A 15979-nucleotide genomic window follows, 5' to 3' on the forward strand; every position below is an offset into this window, starting at 1 on the left:
TCCATGATCGATTCCATGCCTGGCCATGGTGGCCAAGTCCTCGTGCGCGCACTGCAGGCGCAAGGTGTCGACCGTGTATTCTGCATCCCCGGGGAAAGCTATCTGGCCGCCCTTGACGGGCTGTATGATTCCGGCATCGACACGATAGTCGCCCGCAATGAGGGCGGGGCGGCGATGATGGCCGAGGCGGATGGAAAGGTCACGGGAAAGCCCGGCGTAGCCTTTGTGACCCGTGGTCCGGGCGCAACCAATGCCTCCTGCGGTGTCCATGTGGCTTTCCAGGATTCCACACCCATGATCCTGTTCGTCGGGCAGGTTGCTTCCGATCAGCGCGATCGGGAGGCCTTCCAGGAAGTCGATTACCGGGCCATGTATGCGCCACTTGCAAAGTGGGTTGCCGAAATCGATCGTGTTGATCGCATTCCCGAATATGTGAGCCACGCTTTCCATGTTGCGCAATCGGGGCGCCCCGGTCCGGTGGTGCTTGCGCTTCCGGAAGATGTTCTGTCTGCACCTTGCGAGGCCGCAGTTACCGCCCCGGCAACTCTGCCATCGGGCAAGGCAAGCGAGGCGGATATAGCGGCAATCCGTGCCAGGCTCGCGGAGGCAGAGCGTCCGCTCATCATCGCCGGCGGTGGGGGCTGGTCGCGAGAAGCGGGCGAGGCGCTTGGACGTTTCGCCAAAGCGAACGCCATTCCGGTGGCTGCATCCTTCCGGTGCCAGGACTATCTCGACAACCGGCACCCGAACTATGTCGGTGATGTCGGCATCGGCATCAATCCTGCCTTGGCTGAACGCGTGCGTTCTGCAGACCTGATCGTGGCGCTCGGTGCGCGATTGGGTGAAATGACCACCAGCGGCTACACGCTTCTGACCCCGCCGCAGCCGCAGCAGTCACTGGTGCATGTCCATCCCGATCCATCCGAGCTGGGACGCGTCTACCGACCGGAACTCGCGGTTGCTGCACGAGCGGGTGAGGTAATCTGCCAATTGGCCGAGACAGCCAGCCTGCCACACGCGGGAAAAGAAGCGTGGCTTGAGGAGGCAAGGGCCGATTATGCGAGATGGCAGGAGCTGGTCGATACGCCCGGAGACCTGCGGATGGAGCGTGTCATCGACCATCTCAACCGGGTTTTGCCCGATGATGCAGTGCTGACAAATGGTGCCGGCAATTATTCCGCCTGGCTTCATCGCTACTATAAATATCGCGGCTGGCGCACCCAGCTTGCACCAACCAGCGGCACCATGGGCTATGGTCTTCCAGCTGCAATAGCAGCCAAGCTCAGATCGCCCGAGCGCGATGTGATCTGTCTTGCTGGTGATGGCTGCTTCCAGATGGTCTCGCAGGAGTTTGGCACGGCGTGCCAATATGGCGCGAACATCATCGTTCTGATCTCCAACAATGGCATGTATGGGACGATCCGCATGCACCAGGAGCGCCACTATCCCGGAAGACCTTCGGGCACTGCCATGGTCAATCCGGATTTCGCCATGCTTGCCAAATCCTATGGAGCATTCGGTGCGACCGTGACACGCGACGAAGAGTTCCCCGCAGTTTTTGACGAGGCTCGCGCTTCGGGGAGGCCAGCAATCCTGGATCTTCGGGTATCGCCGGAAGCGCTGTCGCCCAAGCTGAGATTGCAGTTGAAGTAGTGGCTGGCGCAAGTCAGAGGCTGAATCCCGGTACTCAGCCCCAATCTATGTCGATCATGTGCGTCAGAATTGCAGAGTGCGCAGCTTTAGGGGCAGATGTAGTGTCTGATTGATCATCACTGCCTCTGCAACAGGCTGGATTGTTCCCAAGATTTGCGGGCATGCTCCTCACATGGAGGTTTAGATAGGCGAGTACCGGAGATTGCAACGGACTACAATGCTGCCTATTCCGGTGTCTTGGCGGCGCTGATCGATTACGATTTGATGGCCTGAAGCAACCCAGCCATGAAAGTCTGTCCTTGTTGTGAGAAAATCGAATTTTGAAGATATCTTCCGGTCGGACTCGGTGCGAACCTGGGCGCGGGAATCCTCCCAGAGTGAGGCCTCGTCTGTGGGCTGGGGCGTTGTTGGAACCGGAATGATCGCAACGAGACGCGGCTGACCGATGCGCCCTGTCTGAATCTGCTCCCGCGCCAGTTGGAATGCGTCACTGAGCGCATTTGCCGGAGCTCCGCAGATCGTAAGCCCTTTTTCCTCGGCGAGAGAAACCAGCCTCTCGGCCTCCCTGACCGACATAGCCAGCGGCTTCTCGCAATAGACGTGCTTTCCTGCTTCCAGAGCGGCCTGATTGATCAGGAAATGGCTCTGCTTGATGTTACTAGCTTGCTTCTGATGGTAGCGGAGGAGGGATTCTGACCTCCGACCGTGGTTTCAGTCGCTGTTTCAGAGCGAAATCTCGATACCCTCGCGGATGAGACATGTAGGTTTGTACGGCCGTTTCCAGTGTGGATCAAGCCGTGAACGCACCGCCGTAGTTCGTGCCGCTTACCCGGAGGAGGCCTTTCCAACTACCAATGAAGCTGAAGCCAGGCGCTGGTCGCGATCAGGGGGCAGGCCAGATGGAAGCTGGTCTCGACGCAGGCTGCGGCTGAAGAATTCGCGGGGCACCGCTGATACCGCAGCTAAAGATGATCAAACGACCACGACCCCACCGGCATGAAGGCTTCGATCAACGGCTTCAGCCAGTCTGATGCAGCCGATGACCGATCGGCCGCCGGGATAACGCCCTTCAACGTCTTGTCCTGCGCGATGGGCATCGACCACGTCGATGAAATGCCGGATCGCTTCGAAGGTATATCCCTCTGTCACCGGACCGTGCAGCGGGTGGTCATATTCCAGGGTACTGAACGGGTTTGAGACGGCACTTCTGTTCTGGGAGCCGTAAGCGGCGAAGCTCCCTCTATCTTGGCTGTCTATCTCCGCAATCCCTTCGCTGCCGATCATTCTCAATCCCTGGTTCACGATCGAGGGGAAGCAGTCGGGTAGTATCCAGCTGAAGCCATAGGCTGCCGTGAAGCCATTCTCGTAGCGTACATGAGCCTGGATACTGTCCCATATATCCGGCAGCCCTGCCTGATGCAGCACGCCTTTCTGTCCCGTGGCCCAGACCTCGACAGGCTCAAGATCGGTGAGCCATCCGATCAGATCGTAAAAATTGATGCCGAGGAACCAGGAGGGGGAGGATAGCGAAGCCCAGTTTTTCAGCCAGAGTTTCGGCACCTCGATGCGATCTTCCATATGGATCGCTGCGTGATGCAGCCTGCCGAGGTGACCGGAAATGATGTCCTGCCTGAGCCGGATATGGGCCGGATCGAAGCGCTTGTGCATGTCGACGTAGAGTACAAGCCCCGCCTCACGAAATTGCTCCACCAGCTGTTCTGCCCGTTGTGAACGGACATCCAGCGGCTTTTCCGTCATGACGTGAAGCCCATTGGCAAGAGCAGACGTAATCGGCTCATGGTGCAGGTGATCAGGGGTTGCTATGGCGACTGCATCGAGCGAGGTGTTGGCGATCATCGCCTCAGCGCTTTCGAATGCCGCCAACCCAAATCTCTCCGCTGCCCCTGAGCGGGTTTTCTCGTCAGGATCTGCGACCGCTGCAAGAACGATCCTGTCCCTGCGTGCTTCGACTGACAGGCATTTGAGAATATGCGTCCCATATGTGCCGCAGCCGATCACCCCGATACGCAGTTTCTCAGGCATGCCGTCTGCTCAGTTCCGGTTCGCGGATCAGCATTGGCTTGAGGTTCTCGTCCCATTCGATCTCGCCGGGGAATATCTCCACCCCGTAGGCCTTCAACGTATCAGCCAGGACGGACCGAGCGGCTGTGCTTGCCATTGCAACGGCTTCTTCGGGCGAGGCGATCGACCAGGCGACGATGTTGCGAACCCCCTGATCAAGCTGGAGGGCGGAGCCTGCGAGCCCCATGCCGCCGGGCTGTGTTACCCTTCCATCGGTCCCGCGCGCCACCTCCATGCCTCCAAAATTGTAAACGCCGGCGGGCATGGCAGCTGCAAGGACAGCATCCGTCACGAGCACGCAGTTGTTCGAGCCCTTCAGCCGGACAAGCGCACCCATTGCTTCGGGCGGAATATGCAGCCCGTCGGGAATTAGGCATGCTGTCAAACGTGGCTCTGCCAGTTGTGCCAGAAGTGTGTTGTCCAGTTTGGGCAGTGTCTGCGGGAGGCCGTTTCCCAGATGGGTCGAGAGCGTAAGGCCGGCCTCGGCTGCTTCTGCGACGCATTTGAAGTCGGCAGCCGAGTGACTGATGCCGAGTGTTTTGCCTTGTGATTTCCAGTGGCGGATCGCCGCAAAAGCGCCGGCCCGCTCGGGTGCCAGGGTGATCAACATGATTGGCAGGCTTAGCTTGCTCTCGAGCCTGGCAACCAGCTCCACGTCCGGATCACACATGACTTCTGACGGATGACACCCGCAATAGCCGGGAGCATCATTCAGGAAGGGGCCTTCAAGATGATAGCCAGGCACCATCAACAGTCCAAGGCGGCTGCCTCGCACCGCTGCATCCAGGGCAAGAGATCGTTTTTCCAGGTCCTGGGGTGAAGCGGTGATCAAGGTGGGAAGACAGCCTGTCACCCCATCGGCGAGCATGGCTTCCAGCGCGTGATCGAGATCTCTGGCCGTCAGGGTGGAGCTGTTGAAGTCCACCCCGGCATAGCCATTCACCTGCAGATCGAAGAGCCCTTCGCTGCGCATCACTGACCTGCGGGCTTTCTGTCGAGCAGTCCAGCCGCTTCAGGGTCCAGATGTACCGACACGTTTTCATGCGTCTGCAGTATGGAAGCTGGTGCGGTATTGGTAACGGGGCCCTCAAGTGCGGCCTTGACTGCTGCAGCCTTGCGCGTATCGGAGACCGACAGGATGACCTGGCGCGACTTCATGATCTGCCGGATGGACATGGAGATCGCCTGGGCGGGGACTGCCTCAAGAGACGGGAACCACCCTTCGCCATATTGCTGCTGACGACAGGCTGCGTCGAGCTCGACAATGATGAAGGGCACATCCGTTTCGAAATCAGCCGGCGGGTCATTGAAAGCCAGGTGGCAGTTTTCGCCGACACCTGCGAAGCAGACGTCTATATCAAGACCGCTGATGCGTGAATTCAGTCTCTCAAGTTCTTCCTCCAGGTTGGGCGCATCACCGATGACCTCGATGAATTCACCCAGTTTCCCGACCGGCTTTACGAAACGTTCCTGCAGGTAGCCTCTGAAGCTGGCAGGATGGGTCGCGGGAATTCCGACATATTCATCGAGGTGAAATGCAGTCACCTTTGTCCAATCGACATCTTCGCGCACAAGCTGTTCCAGCATTTCCAGCTGGCTTGCTCCGGTGGCTACGATGATGTTCGCATGGTCCTTGCGTGCAATGGCGGCTCGAATTGCCGCCGCCCCTTCGCTGGCTGCGGCAAGCCCGAGTTTCTGCTTGTCGGGGTGGAGGGTGATATCCATGTGGATTTCCTTTTGAACGGATATGTTCGTAATAGAACGACTGTAATTATCAGGGGTTGTCAATCCAAATCATGGACAAAAATTTTTTTTGAACGATATTGTTTAAATATCTTGACGGCCTGTGTGAGACGCGGGATTGTTGCCCCAACAAGAAATGAAAAGGGGAACATGAAGATGAAACTACGTCACGCAATGCTTGGTCTGTTGGCTGGTGCAGCCCTGATGCCGTTCGTTGGGGTTCAGGCCGCAGATGCCCAAATTGTCATGCGCCTGGCCGAAAACCAGCCCGAGACCAATCCTGTCACCGTCGCAATGTACCGCTTTGCTGATCTGGTGAAGGAGTACTCCAACGGCGAGATAGAAGTTCAGGTTTTTCCCGGTGCGCAGTTGGGTCAGGAGCCCGAGACCATTGAGCAGGCACAGGCTGGGATCATTGATTTCACCCGTGTGAATTCCGTCGGACTCGCCAATGTGAGTCCCTCCATGGGCGCATTCACCTTGCCCTATGTCTTCGCCGACTGGGATCACAAGTACCGCGTACTTGACGGCGAGATCGGCACGGAAGTGTTGGCAGACCTCGAAGAGGTCGGTCTGAAGGGCTTTGCGTATATGGATGCCGGCTCCCGGTCATTCTATACGACCGAAGGGAATGCGATCGAGAGCATCGAGGACCTCAAGGGAAAGAAGATTCGCGTACAGCCGGCACCGATTTCGATCCGGATGATGGAGCTGCTCGGCGCAGTCCCGACCCCCATGAACTATGGTGAGGTATATTCCGCGTTGCAGACGGGTGTGATCGATGGCGCGGAGAACGACTTCGTCAGCTATCATACATCCGCGCATTACGAAGTCGCACCCAACTACGTCGTTGACGCGCATCTCAGCCCGCCGGCGCTGCTGCTGATGAACAAGGCGAAGTTCGACAGCCTGTCGCCCGAGCTGCAGGATGCGGTCACCCGTGCAGCCGTGGATGCTTCGATGTATGAGCGCGAGATCATGCGTGAGGCAAATGAAAAGGCGCGTCAGACGGTCATTGATGGCGGGGCGACCGTGACGGAAATCGACAATGCTCCGTTTCAGGCGGCTGTGCAGCCGATCTATGAGGAGTTCCCGGATCTGATGCCGCTTCTGGATCGCATCCAGGCCGCAAAGTAAACACTTGTCCAGGGACGGAACATGGCTTGGCATCGCACGCTGGCAGTTGCGCTGAACCGTATCAATGGCCTGGCTGCGCTTGCCTGCCATGTTCTGTTAATGGTGATCACGGGTATTACCGTTGCGCAGGTTTTCCTGCGCTTCGTGCTGAACAATCCCACGAGTTGGTCCGAAGAGATCGCGCTGCTCTGCCTGATCTGGTTCGGTCTTCTGGCGGTTGCCGTCGGCATCCGACGGCACGAGCACGTGGCCATCACCTTTTTCCGCGACCTGCTTCCAGGGCGGATCGCCTTGGCTCTTGATTACGTCGCACAACTGGCGATGGCCTGCTTCATGTTCACGGTCATGTATTACGGCGCGGATCTGATCGCATTGTCGGGCGTGCAGGTTTTGCCCGCCTCGGGCCTGGCGAAGTCGCTGCTTTACCTGCCAGCTATCGTTGGAGGCGTGTTGGGCATGATCAATGCATTCGGGAACATGGTGCTGCGCGACGTGACATTGGCCGAGCATGCAGTCGAGGTGACGAATGTCGGTTGATTGGATCGGGATCACCCTTTTGCTGGGAGGCTTTCTCGGACTTATGCTCCTGAGGGTGCCGATCGCCTTTGCTCTTGGGCTCGCATCGCTCGCTACTGCACTTCATCTCAACCTGCCGCTGTTACTCGTCGCCCAGCGCATGATCAATGGACTTAATTCCTTTACCTTCCTGGCCGTGCCTTTCTTCATCCTGGTCGGAAACATCATGACCGAGGGGGGCATCTCCGACCGGCTGGTTCGACTGGCTGATGTGCTGGTTGGAAGGCTACGCGGCGGGCTGGCGCATGGCAATGTGGTCGCCAGCACCATGTTTGGCGGTATTTCCGGCTCTTCGGTTGCCGATGTGGCTTCGATCGGATCATTCCTTATTCCCGCAATGCGCAAGGCAGGCTACCCCGCTGGCTACTCCGTTGCCGTGACGGTCACTTCGTCCGTGCAGGGAGTGCTGATCCCGCCGAGCCAGAACATGATCTTCTATGCCCTCGCTGCCGGGGGGCTCCCGATTTCGACCCTGTTTCTTGCCGGCTATATCCCGGGCCTGATGCTTGGCATCGCGTTGATGGTTCTTTGTGCCGTCATGGCCAAGCGCCACAATCACCCGCTTGGCGCGCGCTACACGCTGAATGAGGGTTTGCGGGTGGTCGCCGATGCCGCGATCGGGTTGTTCACGATCGTCATCATCATCGGCGGGATCTTGAGCGGCGTGTTCACGGCAACGGAATCTGCCGCAGTCGCCGTGGTCTATGCGCTGCTCGTGACCGTGTTCTGGTACCGAAGCCTTTCGCGTGCTGCGGTCGCCCGGATTTTTTCAACGACGCTGACCACATTAGCGATGGTTACGGCCATCATCATGACCTCATCGGTCTTCGGTTTCCTGCTGTCCTATCTACGCATACCGGCGCTGCTGGCTGAAGGCATCTTCCTGATTTCCGAAAACAAGATCTTCGTTCTCATGGCGATCAACATTCTCCTGCTGATCCTGGGGATGCTGATGGATATGGGAGTGTTGATCCTTCTGCTCACGCCGATCCTGTTGCCGATTGTTTCGAAGGTCGGTGTGGATCCCATCCATTTTGGCGTGATGATGATCCTGAATCTCGGCATCGGGCTTTGCACGCCGCCCGTTGGCACATCGCTGCTCGTCGGGAGCGGCATCGCCCGGATACGCCTTGGGTCGGCGATAGGCAGCATGTGGGGCTTCTATATTGCCATGATTGTAGTTTTGCTCCTCGTGACGTATTTTCCGGCGCTCACATTGACCCTCCCAGCCATGATGAACTGATAGCGACAGATGGATACAGCCCGAACCCATGATCTTCTGGCGATCGCGGATCTGGTGCGGACTGGACGGGCTACAAGTCGAGGCATGATCGGGCGTGAACTGGGTATCCGGTCCACCACTATATCCGATCTGGTCGGTCAACTGGTCGCGCGCGACCTTGTCCATGAGAATACGCCACGCAGCCGCACAAAGGGGCGGCCAACCTCCATCCTGTCGTTCAATGCGCAGCGCCTTGGCGCGGTGTATGTCACGGTTACCGATCAGTCGCTTGTGGCAAGCGCTGTCGATTTGAACATGCGCACGATCGGGCAGGTAATCGCAAATCCGCCACCTGAAGCCGACAACAACAATCTGGTGCAGAGCCTGCGCCAGCTGATCAAAGATGCTGCGCGGTATTTTCCTCCCGGAATGGAGAATGGCGCGATCGTTTTCTCGCTATCGGGTCTGCTGGATGTTCCAGGCAAGATCTGGTGCGTGTCGTCGCGCTGGCCGCGGATGCGCAATCTCGATCTTGGTCAGGCTTTCGGTGATCTCGGACCCAAGATCTGGCTTATCCGCAATCTTGATGCGGAGTTGACCGGGATAAGCCAGGCAGAGCAGCATGGCGAGGAGGAGACCTCGCTGCTACTGCATTGGGGGCATGGTATCGGTGCTGCTTACGCCGTTGGCCGCGAAGTGGTGAACCGCAATCGTGGCAGGTTTTGTGAAATCGGGCACTGGATGTTGGGCAACGGCCAGAACCGACAGTGCACCTGCGGCAACAAGGATTGCCTGGAAACGGTCGCTGCACTTTGGGCTATCGGGCCTAGGCTGGCCGAGGAATTTCCAGGGCTGCCGCAGAACGAACGTGAGGCCGCGATAACCTTGGCGCGACTCGATCTCCTAGACTCGCCCGTGATCAAATCCGCGCTTTCCGACATGCTCCGCTTGACTGCAAACCTGTGCCGCCTGCTGTTTCCCGATCGGGTTGTTCTCACGGGCCCCTTCGTCCAGAACCCCGACATCTTCCGGAAGTTCGTAGATACGCTGGCGGTCGCGCCCATGTTGCGATCCGTCGACAAGGTACGTGTGTCAACCGGAGACGCACATCAATCAGCAGAGGTTTCGGGAGCCTTGTCTGGACCATTCGAGGAGTGCCTGGCAGCTCTTGTATCACGCGAGGTGTAATCGCGTGTGCCTACGCGACACCAACAGATGATCGCGCTGTGGTTGCCACGAAGGTTGAAGCAGATTCATTCCAGCGATCATCAGATCCTGCGCAAGCAAAACGCGATGTGGCACATTGCGAAGCCTACCGCATCACGGACAGATGTAGCCGCAAATCTCGCTGAGTGTCTGTTCAATGGAAGGTTAGAGCTTCCAGGTGTAATAGAGCCCCTGCGCGATCCCCTCACGCCGACACTGTTCGGCGATCGAATACTCCTCACGCAAGCCCTCCAGCACAATGTGGATCTTCTCCTCGGCCGAGAATCTGCGCCGGGTCTTGCGGCGAATGTCTTTCACATGTTTGTCGGCCGATCCTTCCGGCACGGATTTCTGTCTCATCTTCGCTCCCTTGGCGGGCTACGATGTGAGCAAAATCTGGATTGGGCGCAGGTTAACCGTAGCATTGTAGGTCAACGCGGTCTTGGTGCCTCGAAGCTTGCAGTGCCCGTAAGAGTTCTCCTTCGAGCATCATCGGCCAGTAGGAGAACTGTTTCGACAGCCGAATTCCAATTGTAAGCGCAGATACATTTCGTGAGTGAAAAGCGCCCGCGCAGTTTAAGGAAGCTGCGCAGGCGCGTGCGGGTCTCGTTATGCCTGCACACAGATAGAAGCTGCCGTTAAATAGTCGGCTCCCATCAAAATTGAGATGCCAAGGCTTCGGCTGGAGGGTGAGCGCAAAGACTAGTTGACTAAGTAATGCTGACGAACGGTCGCATCGGATCAGCAACCGATTCTCGCATTAGATGTTCTCGCCGCGTATCGCCTCGCAAACGGCTTCTGTAACTTCTTTCGTGGTTGCTTTGCCTCCGATATCTGGCGTTACAATGCCTTCTTCGGTGACCTTTTCGACAGCACGCATAAGGCGGATTGCGGCCTTGTTTTCCCCCAGATGATCAAGCATTTGCGATGCGGTCCAGAAGGTGGCTACTGGATTGGCAATGCCCTTGCCGGTGATGTCAAAAGCCGAACCGTGGATCGGTTCGAACATGGAGGGGTAACGTCGTTCCGGATCGATGTTACCCGTTGGTGCCACACCCAAACTGCCGGCAAGTGCGCCTGCGAGATCCGACAGGATGTCAGCGTGCAAATTGGTGGCAACGATCGTGTCCAGGCTCTGCGGCTTGAGTGTCATGCGCACGGTCATGGCATCGACAAGCATCTTGTCCCAGGTCACATCAGGGAATTCCTTCGAAACTTCCGCGGCAATTTCATCCCACATGACCATGCCGTGGCGCTGCGCGTTGGACTTCGTCACGACTGTCAGAAGCTTGCGCGGGCGTGACTGCGCGAGCTTGAACGCGTAACGCATGATGCGCGTCACACCCACGCGGGTGAAGATCGCAACCTCGGTGCCAACTTCTTCCGGCAATCCGCGATGCGCACGACCGCCATGACCAGAATATTCACCCTCGGAGTTCTCGCGCACGATGACCCAGTCCAGGTCACCCGGTCCGACCCCGGCCAATGGGGACTGGATCCCGGGAAGGATCTTGGTCGGGCGAACATTGGCATATTGGTCGAAGCCCTGGCAGATTGGCAGTCGCAGCCCCCAAAGGGTGATGTGATCCGGCACGTCCGGCGCGCCCACAGCGCCAAAGAAGATTGCATCGAAGTCCTTCAGCTGGTCCGTGCCGTTCTCCGGCATCATCATGCCGTGCTTCTTGTAGTAGTCCGAACCCCAATCGAAGGATGTGACGTCCACGTTGAACCCGCCATCGCGGCGCGCCACCGCTTCCAGGGCCTGAAGGCCAGCTGCAATGACTTCCGGGCCGATCCCATCAGCCGGTATGGCGGCAATCTTGTAATTCTTCATGGAACAATACTCCCGGTATCCCTGATGCCGGAGAATGCGCGACAGCCGATGCGAGCTGCATAATTGCAGCCGCAGACATGCGAGCTTCCTCCCGTTTTCATCGGCAAGTTAGATCAGCAGCGTGTCCGGGAACAATTAGTTGATGTTTATACAATTAAAAGCAATAATGGGGCATTGATTGGTGGCGGGTGCCGATCTGTAATAACGGGAGAGGCTGGTGGAGCTTGTACAACTCAGATGTTTTCTGGCGGTCGCAGATACGTTGCATTTCGGAAAGGCGGCGCAGCAGCTCGACATTCTTCCCTCGTCGCTCGGACGCCATATCCGCAACCTTGAAGACTCCCTCGGTTCCAGGCTGGTCGCGCGTACCACCCGACATGTGACCTTGACGGAAGCCGGCTCCGAGCTTTTGGACGATGCACGTGAGTTGCTGGAGCGCGCTGAGCAGCTGGAAGAGAAGGCACGCAGCCGCGAGCGGCAGGCGGCGACCTTGCTGCGGGTCGGTGCCATCGACAGCGCTGCCGCAGGGCTGATACCTCAGCTGCTCAACCATTTCCGTGCCGCTCATCCGGAAATCCAGGTCAGCCTGCATGAGCAAAAGACGATCCGTCTGCTGCCGAGACTGCTTTCCGGGCGCATTGACCTGGCCATAGTTCGCCCGCCGGAGGTGAGAAGTCCAAAGCTCGTTTTTCGCAATCTGTTTCATGAGACAGCCGTCGTGGCCATGCCTGAGAGCCACCCTCTGGCTGGTCGCTCGTCCGTCACTGTAGAGGAACTTGCCGATGAGCCTCTGATCGTGCCCGACCGGCGTTCGCGACCGCACAGCCATGATCTGACAATGAACCTTTTCCTTAGCGCCGGGCTAACTGCCCGCGTGGCGCAGATCGCGGAAGAGAAGCAGACGATCATCAACATAGTCGGTGCCGGGCTGGGGCTGGCAATCGTACCGCGCTGGACACAGAATCTTGCTGTGCCAGGGGTGAGTTTCGTTCGCATCGACATGCCCGCGGATCGGATACTCAACAAGTTGTCGTTGGCCGCTGCCTGGGTTCGGGGAACGCGCGATCCGGCTCGCGATGCCCTGATGGAATGTCTCATGAAAAACCTGAAGCAGATATCAGCATCCGCTTAACCGAATTATTCAACAAAGTTATATAATCTTCTGCAGATTGTCGCCTTGCCGCAACCAGCGCTAGCGTCGTGAGAAGTCGGAACAGAACCTCCGGCTTGGTGACAATCATCCTTGGGAGGAGGATCACATGTTTTCTGTAAAGACTCTCATCATGTCTGCAGCGCTCAGCGTTGCCATGGTTGGCGCATCCAGCGCCCAGGACCGCGAAGGCTGGCCCGACAGCATCACCATCGGTACCGGGAGCCAGGGCGGCACCTACTTCGTTTATGGCAGCGGCTTCGCATCCATGATCGGCGAGGAACTTGACGTGAACACCAGCGTCGAGATCACGGGCGGACCAGTCCAGAACGTCACCCTCGTGGAGACGGGTGAACACAATCTTGGGTTCGTGACCCTTGGTCCGGCAGATGAGGCACGCAAGGGCGAGAGCCAGCTCATGCCCGGTGTGAAGCATGAGGCGGTGCGCGCGCTGTTCCCCATGTACCAGACGCCGCTTCAGGCGGCCGTCCTCGCCAGCTCAGACATCCAATCGATCTCTGATCTCGGCGGCAAGCGTGTGGGTGTAGGGCCTGCTGGCGGTACGTCTGCGACCTACTGGCCGCGTTATTTCGAAGCTGCAGAAATGGACGTCACCCTCAGCTATGCTGGCGGGTCTGACACGGCAGGGCAGCTCAAGGATGGTCTCATCGATGCTTTTGTCTATGCCGCGGGCCTTCCAACAGGTGCCTATAGCCAGCTTGCCGTTGAAAACGATGTGCGCTTCCTTTCCATGTCCGAGGAAGAGCTGAAGACGATGACGGAAGCCGTTCCGGCCATGTCTCCCTTCACCATTCCGGCGAACACTTACGAAGACCAGCCGGAAGACGTGCAGACGACTTCGCTTTGGAACTTTGCGATCGTTCACGAAAGCATGCCAGATGAGCTTGCTTACCAGATCACGAAGCTCGCGATGGAAAACCCGGACCGCATGAAGCAGGTCCATGCCGCTGCCAAGGAAACCCTTCCGGAAAATGCAGCGAACAACAAGGTCATTCCGTTCCATCCGGGTGCGGTTCGCTGGTTCAAGGAAAACGGCATCGAAGTGCCCGGTTCTGACGGCTAGGCCCGCAGACAAAATTACCAGTCATCAAGGCGGGCGACTGCATACCAGCGGTCGCCCGAATTGCAGGAGACTCCCGGAGTAGGCGGCTATGGCAAAAGAACACATCCGATCAACACCTGAATCCGCTGTCGCAGCTGGCGCGTCCCTTATCGAGCAGCAGACCGCAAGTGCAAGTGTCGACAGCGAGCCGGCGGCCATCAATGAACGCTCGTTCTTTGGGGGGCGGCATGTGGCGATCGCTGCCATGTGCATCGCTTACACCGTATTCCACCTTTTGGTCATGAACGTCTATCCGCTGGAAACGTGGACCTATCGTCTGGTGCATGTTGGGGGCGGATTGGTTCTGGGCTTCCTGCTTGTCGGTTCCGCCGACGTCTCGCCTGACGGCTCGGCACGCCGCAACCTCGTGGAACGCATCCTCTTCCTGCTAGCTGCAGCGGGTGTTGCCTATGGCGCTTTCGGCGTGGCGACTGTGTGGTTCAATGGATGGTTCGGCAGTTCGCCGATCCCGCCCGCATGGGCCATGAACACGCTCGGCCTGCCGCTTGCTGCAGGTACGGCACTCGCCTGCATCCATGGCTACATGTTTCCCGATACGCGCGCACACCGGTTTGCGCCCGGCGACGTGCTTCTCGCTCTGGCCGCCATTGCGTCTACCTTCTACCTGATCTTTTTCGCGCCGCAGCTCCAGCTTCGTGCAGGCATGCCGATGGCGCTTCCAGCCGATATGTGGGCTGCCATCACGGGCGTTATCCTGATCGTCGAGCTGACCAGGCGTCTAGCGGGTATGGCGCTGGTCATAATCGCCGGCGTCTTCGTTGCCTATGCGTTTCTCGGTCCCTGGCTGCCGGGCATCTTCGCCCATCGCGGTTACGATGCGAAGCGCTTCTTCTCCTACATCTATACGGATAACGGGATACTGGGCGCGCCGATTGCCATCTCGTCCACCTATATCATTCTCTTCGTGGTCTTCGCTGCATTCCTGCAGGCAAGCCGGGTCGGCGAATATTTCGTCAACCTCGCCTTTGCTGCAGCAGGGCATCGGCGTGGCGGACCTGCCAAGGTCGCCATCTTCGCATCCGGCCTCATGGGCATGATCAACGGCACCTCGGCTGGCAACGTGGTTGCGACCGGCAGCCTCACGATCCCGCTGATGAAAAAAGTCGGCTACAAGCCGCAAACCGCGGCAGCCGTCGAGGCGGCTTCCTCCTCGGGCGGCCAGATCATGCCACCAATCATGGGTGCCGGCGCCTTCATCATGGCCGAGATCACCGGCATCCCGTATATGGAGATCGTCTGGGCCGCCGTGATCCCTGCGGTCGTCTACTTCGCCTCGATCTATTTCATGGTCGACCTGGCGGCACAGAAATTCAACATGAAGGGTCTGCCACGCGCAGAGCTTCCAAAGCTCGGCAAGCTGCTGCGTCAGATCTATCTGTTCACCCCGATCATCGTTCTGATCTACTCGCTCTTTTCCGGCTACTCTGTCATTCGCTCGGGTACACTGGCGATGGTGACGGCCATGGTCGTCTCGTGGCTTACGCCGCATCGCATGGGACCGCGCCAGCTTCTGCTTGCGCTCGAGCTTGGCGCGCGCATGGTTCTGCAGCTTGTCGCTGTTTGCGCTACCGCCGGCATCATCGTTGGCGTGATCGCGCTGACTGGCATCGGCTCACGCTTCTCATCGGTGCTGTTGAGCCTTGCCGATCAGAGCCAGTTCCTTGCGCTCTTCTTTGCGATGGTCGTCTCCGTTGTGCTGGGCATGGGAATGCCAACCACTGCAGCCTACGCTGTTGCTGCGAGTGTGATTGCGCCCGGCATTGTTGCGCTCGGTGTTGAGCCTCTCACCGCTCACTTTTTCATCTTCTACTTTGCTGTGATGTCGGCCATCACGCCGCCCGTCGCGCTGGCAGCTTATGCAGGATCCGCGTTATCCGGCTCGGACCCCCTCAAAACGAGCGTCGAAAGCTTTGTCATCGGCCTGGCCGCCTTCGTGGTGCCCTACATGTTCTATCTTTCGGATGCGATGCTGATGAAGGGCAGCATGGCCGAGATCGTACATGTAACTGCTACGGCCATTGTTGGAGTCTATCTTCTTTCGGGTGCAGTGCAGGGCTATTTCTGGGGGCATGCAAACATCCTTCAGCGGCTGGCGCTCCTGATAGCGGGTCTCACGATGATCGAAGGATCGTGGACCACGGATGCTGTCGGGCTTGCAGTGGGGGCGATGGTAATATTTTCCCAGCGCCTGATCCATCGCGGGAAAGCTGCGGAAGGCACGGGGGGCTGACG

The 15979-nt window shown here is 58.3% G+C and carries 13 protein-coding genes and 1 pseudogene; 8 read left to right on the top strand and 6 right to left on the bottom strand.

All coding sequences use genetic code 11. The features are described from left to right. The first annotated feature begins 3 nt into the window (after positions 1-3). Positions 4-1653, top strand: a complete 1650-nt coding sequence (locus EL18_RS02000) for a thiamine pyrophosphate-binding protein (RefSeq protein WP_152552938.1) — start codon at positions 4-6, stop codon at positions 1651-1653. A gap of 180 nt (positions 1654-1833) precedes the next feature. Here EL18_RS02000 and EL18_RS02005 read toward each other — a convergent pair whose 3' ends face one another. The 4 genes from EL18_RS02005 to EL18_RS02020 form a co-directional block, all read right to left on the bottom strand. Then, positions 1834-2307 (bottom strand): Gfo/Idh/MocA family oxidoreductase, encoded by a 474-nt coding sequence (locus tag EL18_RS02005; RefSeq protein WP_081871064.1) that lies wholly within the window; start codon positions 2305-2307, stop codon positions 1834-1836. A 318-nt stretch (positions 2308-2625) separates the two neighbouring features. Beyond that, entirely contained in the window at positions 2626-3696 is a 1071-nt protein-coding gene (locus tag EL18_RS02010) for a Gfo/Idh/MocA family protein (RefSeq protein ID WP_036479244.1), read from the bottom strand. Further along, positions 3689-4708, bottom strand: coding sequence for an N-acetylglucosamine-6-phosphate deacetylase (locus tag EL18_RS02015; RefSeq protein WP_051913679.1), 1020 nt, complete (start codon positions 4706-4708; stop codon positions 3689-3691). The genes EL18_RS02010 and EL18_RS02015 overlap by 8 nt, the downstream gene beginning before the upstream one ends. Then, complete coding sequence (locus EL18_RS02020; RefSeq protein WP_036479246.1) at positions 4708-5460, bottom strand: glucosamine-6-phosphate deaminase; 753 nt, start codon at positions 5458-5460, stop codon at positions 4708-4710. The genes EL18_RS02015 and EL18_RS02020 overlap by 1 nt, the downstream gene beginning before the upstream one ends. A gap of 174 nt (positions 5461-5634) precedes the next feature. Here EL18_RS02020 and EL18_RS02025 point away from each other — a divergent pair, with 174 nt between their 5' ends. The 4 genes from EL18_RS02025 to EL18_RS02040 are packed head-to-tail and all read left to right on the top strand — an operon-like array spanning position 5635 to position 9601. Next, positions 5635-6615, top strand: coding sequence for a TRAP transporter substrate-binding protein (locus tag EL18_RS02025; RefSeq protein WP_051914138.1), 981 nt, complete (start codon positions 5635-5637; stop codon positions 6613-6615). A gap of 21 nt (positions 6616-6636) precedes the next feature. Further along, complete coding sequence (locus EL18_RS17210) at positions 6637-7152, top strand: TRAP transporter small permease (RefSeq protein WP_051913680.1); 516 nt, start codon at positions 6637-6639, stop codon at positions 7150-7152. Further along, on the top strand, positions 7142-8434 hold the full coding sequence (locus tag EL18_RS02035) for a TRAP transporter large permease (protein ID WP_200875485.1): 1293 nt from the start codon (positions 7142-7144) through the stop codon (positions 8432-8434). The genes EL18_RS17210 and EL18_RS02035 overlap by 11 nt, the downstream gene beginning before the upstream one ends. Before the next feature lie 9 nt (positions 8435-8443). Next, the gene (locus EL18_RS02040; protein WP_081871065.1) at positions 8444-9601 is read left to right on the top strand and encodes an ROK family protein; all 1158 of its coding nucleotides are present in this window, start codon (positions 8444-8446) and stop codon (positions 9599-9601) included. Between the two features lie 192 nt (positions 9602-9793). Here EL18_RS02040 and EL18_RS02045 read toward each other — a convergent pair. Together EL18_RS02045 and EL18_RS02050 are read right to left on the bottom strand one after the other, a co-directional pair. Next, positions 9794-9979, bottom strand: a pseudogene (locus EL18_RS02045) (transposase); the annotation flags it as partial. Between the two features lie 400 nt (positions 9980-10379). After that, complete coding sequence (locus EL18_RS02050) at positions 10380-11453, bottom strand: tartrate dehydrogenase (protein ID WP_036479251.1); 1074 nt, start codon at positions 11451-11453, stop codon at positions 10380-10382. A 217-nt stretch (positions 11454-11670) separates the two neighbouring features. Here EL18_RS02050 and EL18_RS02055 point away from each other — a divergent pair, with 217 nt between their 5' ends. From EL18_RS02055 to EL18_RS02065, 3 genes are all read left to right on the top strand, one after another. Further along, on the top strand, positions 11671-12585 hold the full coding sequence (locus EL18_RS02055; RefSeq protein ID WP_036479253.1) for a LysR family transcriptional regulator: 915 nt from the start codon (positions 11671-11673) through the stop codon (positions 12583-12585). A 127-nt stretch (positions 12586-12712) separates the two neighbouring features. Then, positions 12713-13687, top strand: a complete 975-nt coding sequence (locus EL18_RS02060; protein ID WP_036479257.1) for a TAXI family TRAP transporter solute-binding subunit — start codon at positions 12713-12715, stop codon at positions 13685-13687. Positions 13688-13775: 88 nt separating this feature from the next. Continuing rightward, positions 13776-15977, top strand: coding sequence for a TRAP transporter permease (locus EL18_RS02065; RefSeq protein WP_036479260.1), 2202 nt, complete (start codon positions 13776-13778; stop codon positions 15975-15977). The last annotated feature ends 2 nt before the right edge of the window (positions 15978-15979 follow it).

Source organism: Nitratireductor basaltis, assembly GCF_000733725.1.
In the GTDB taxonomy this organism is placed as follows: domain Bacteria; phylum Pseudomonadota; class Alphaproteobacteria; order Rhizobiales; family Rhizobiaceae; genus Chelativorans; species Chelativorans basaltis.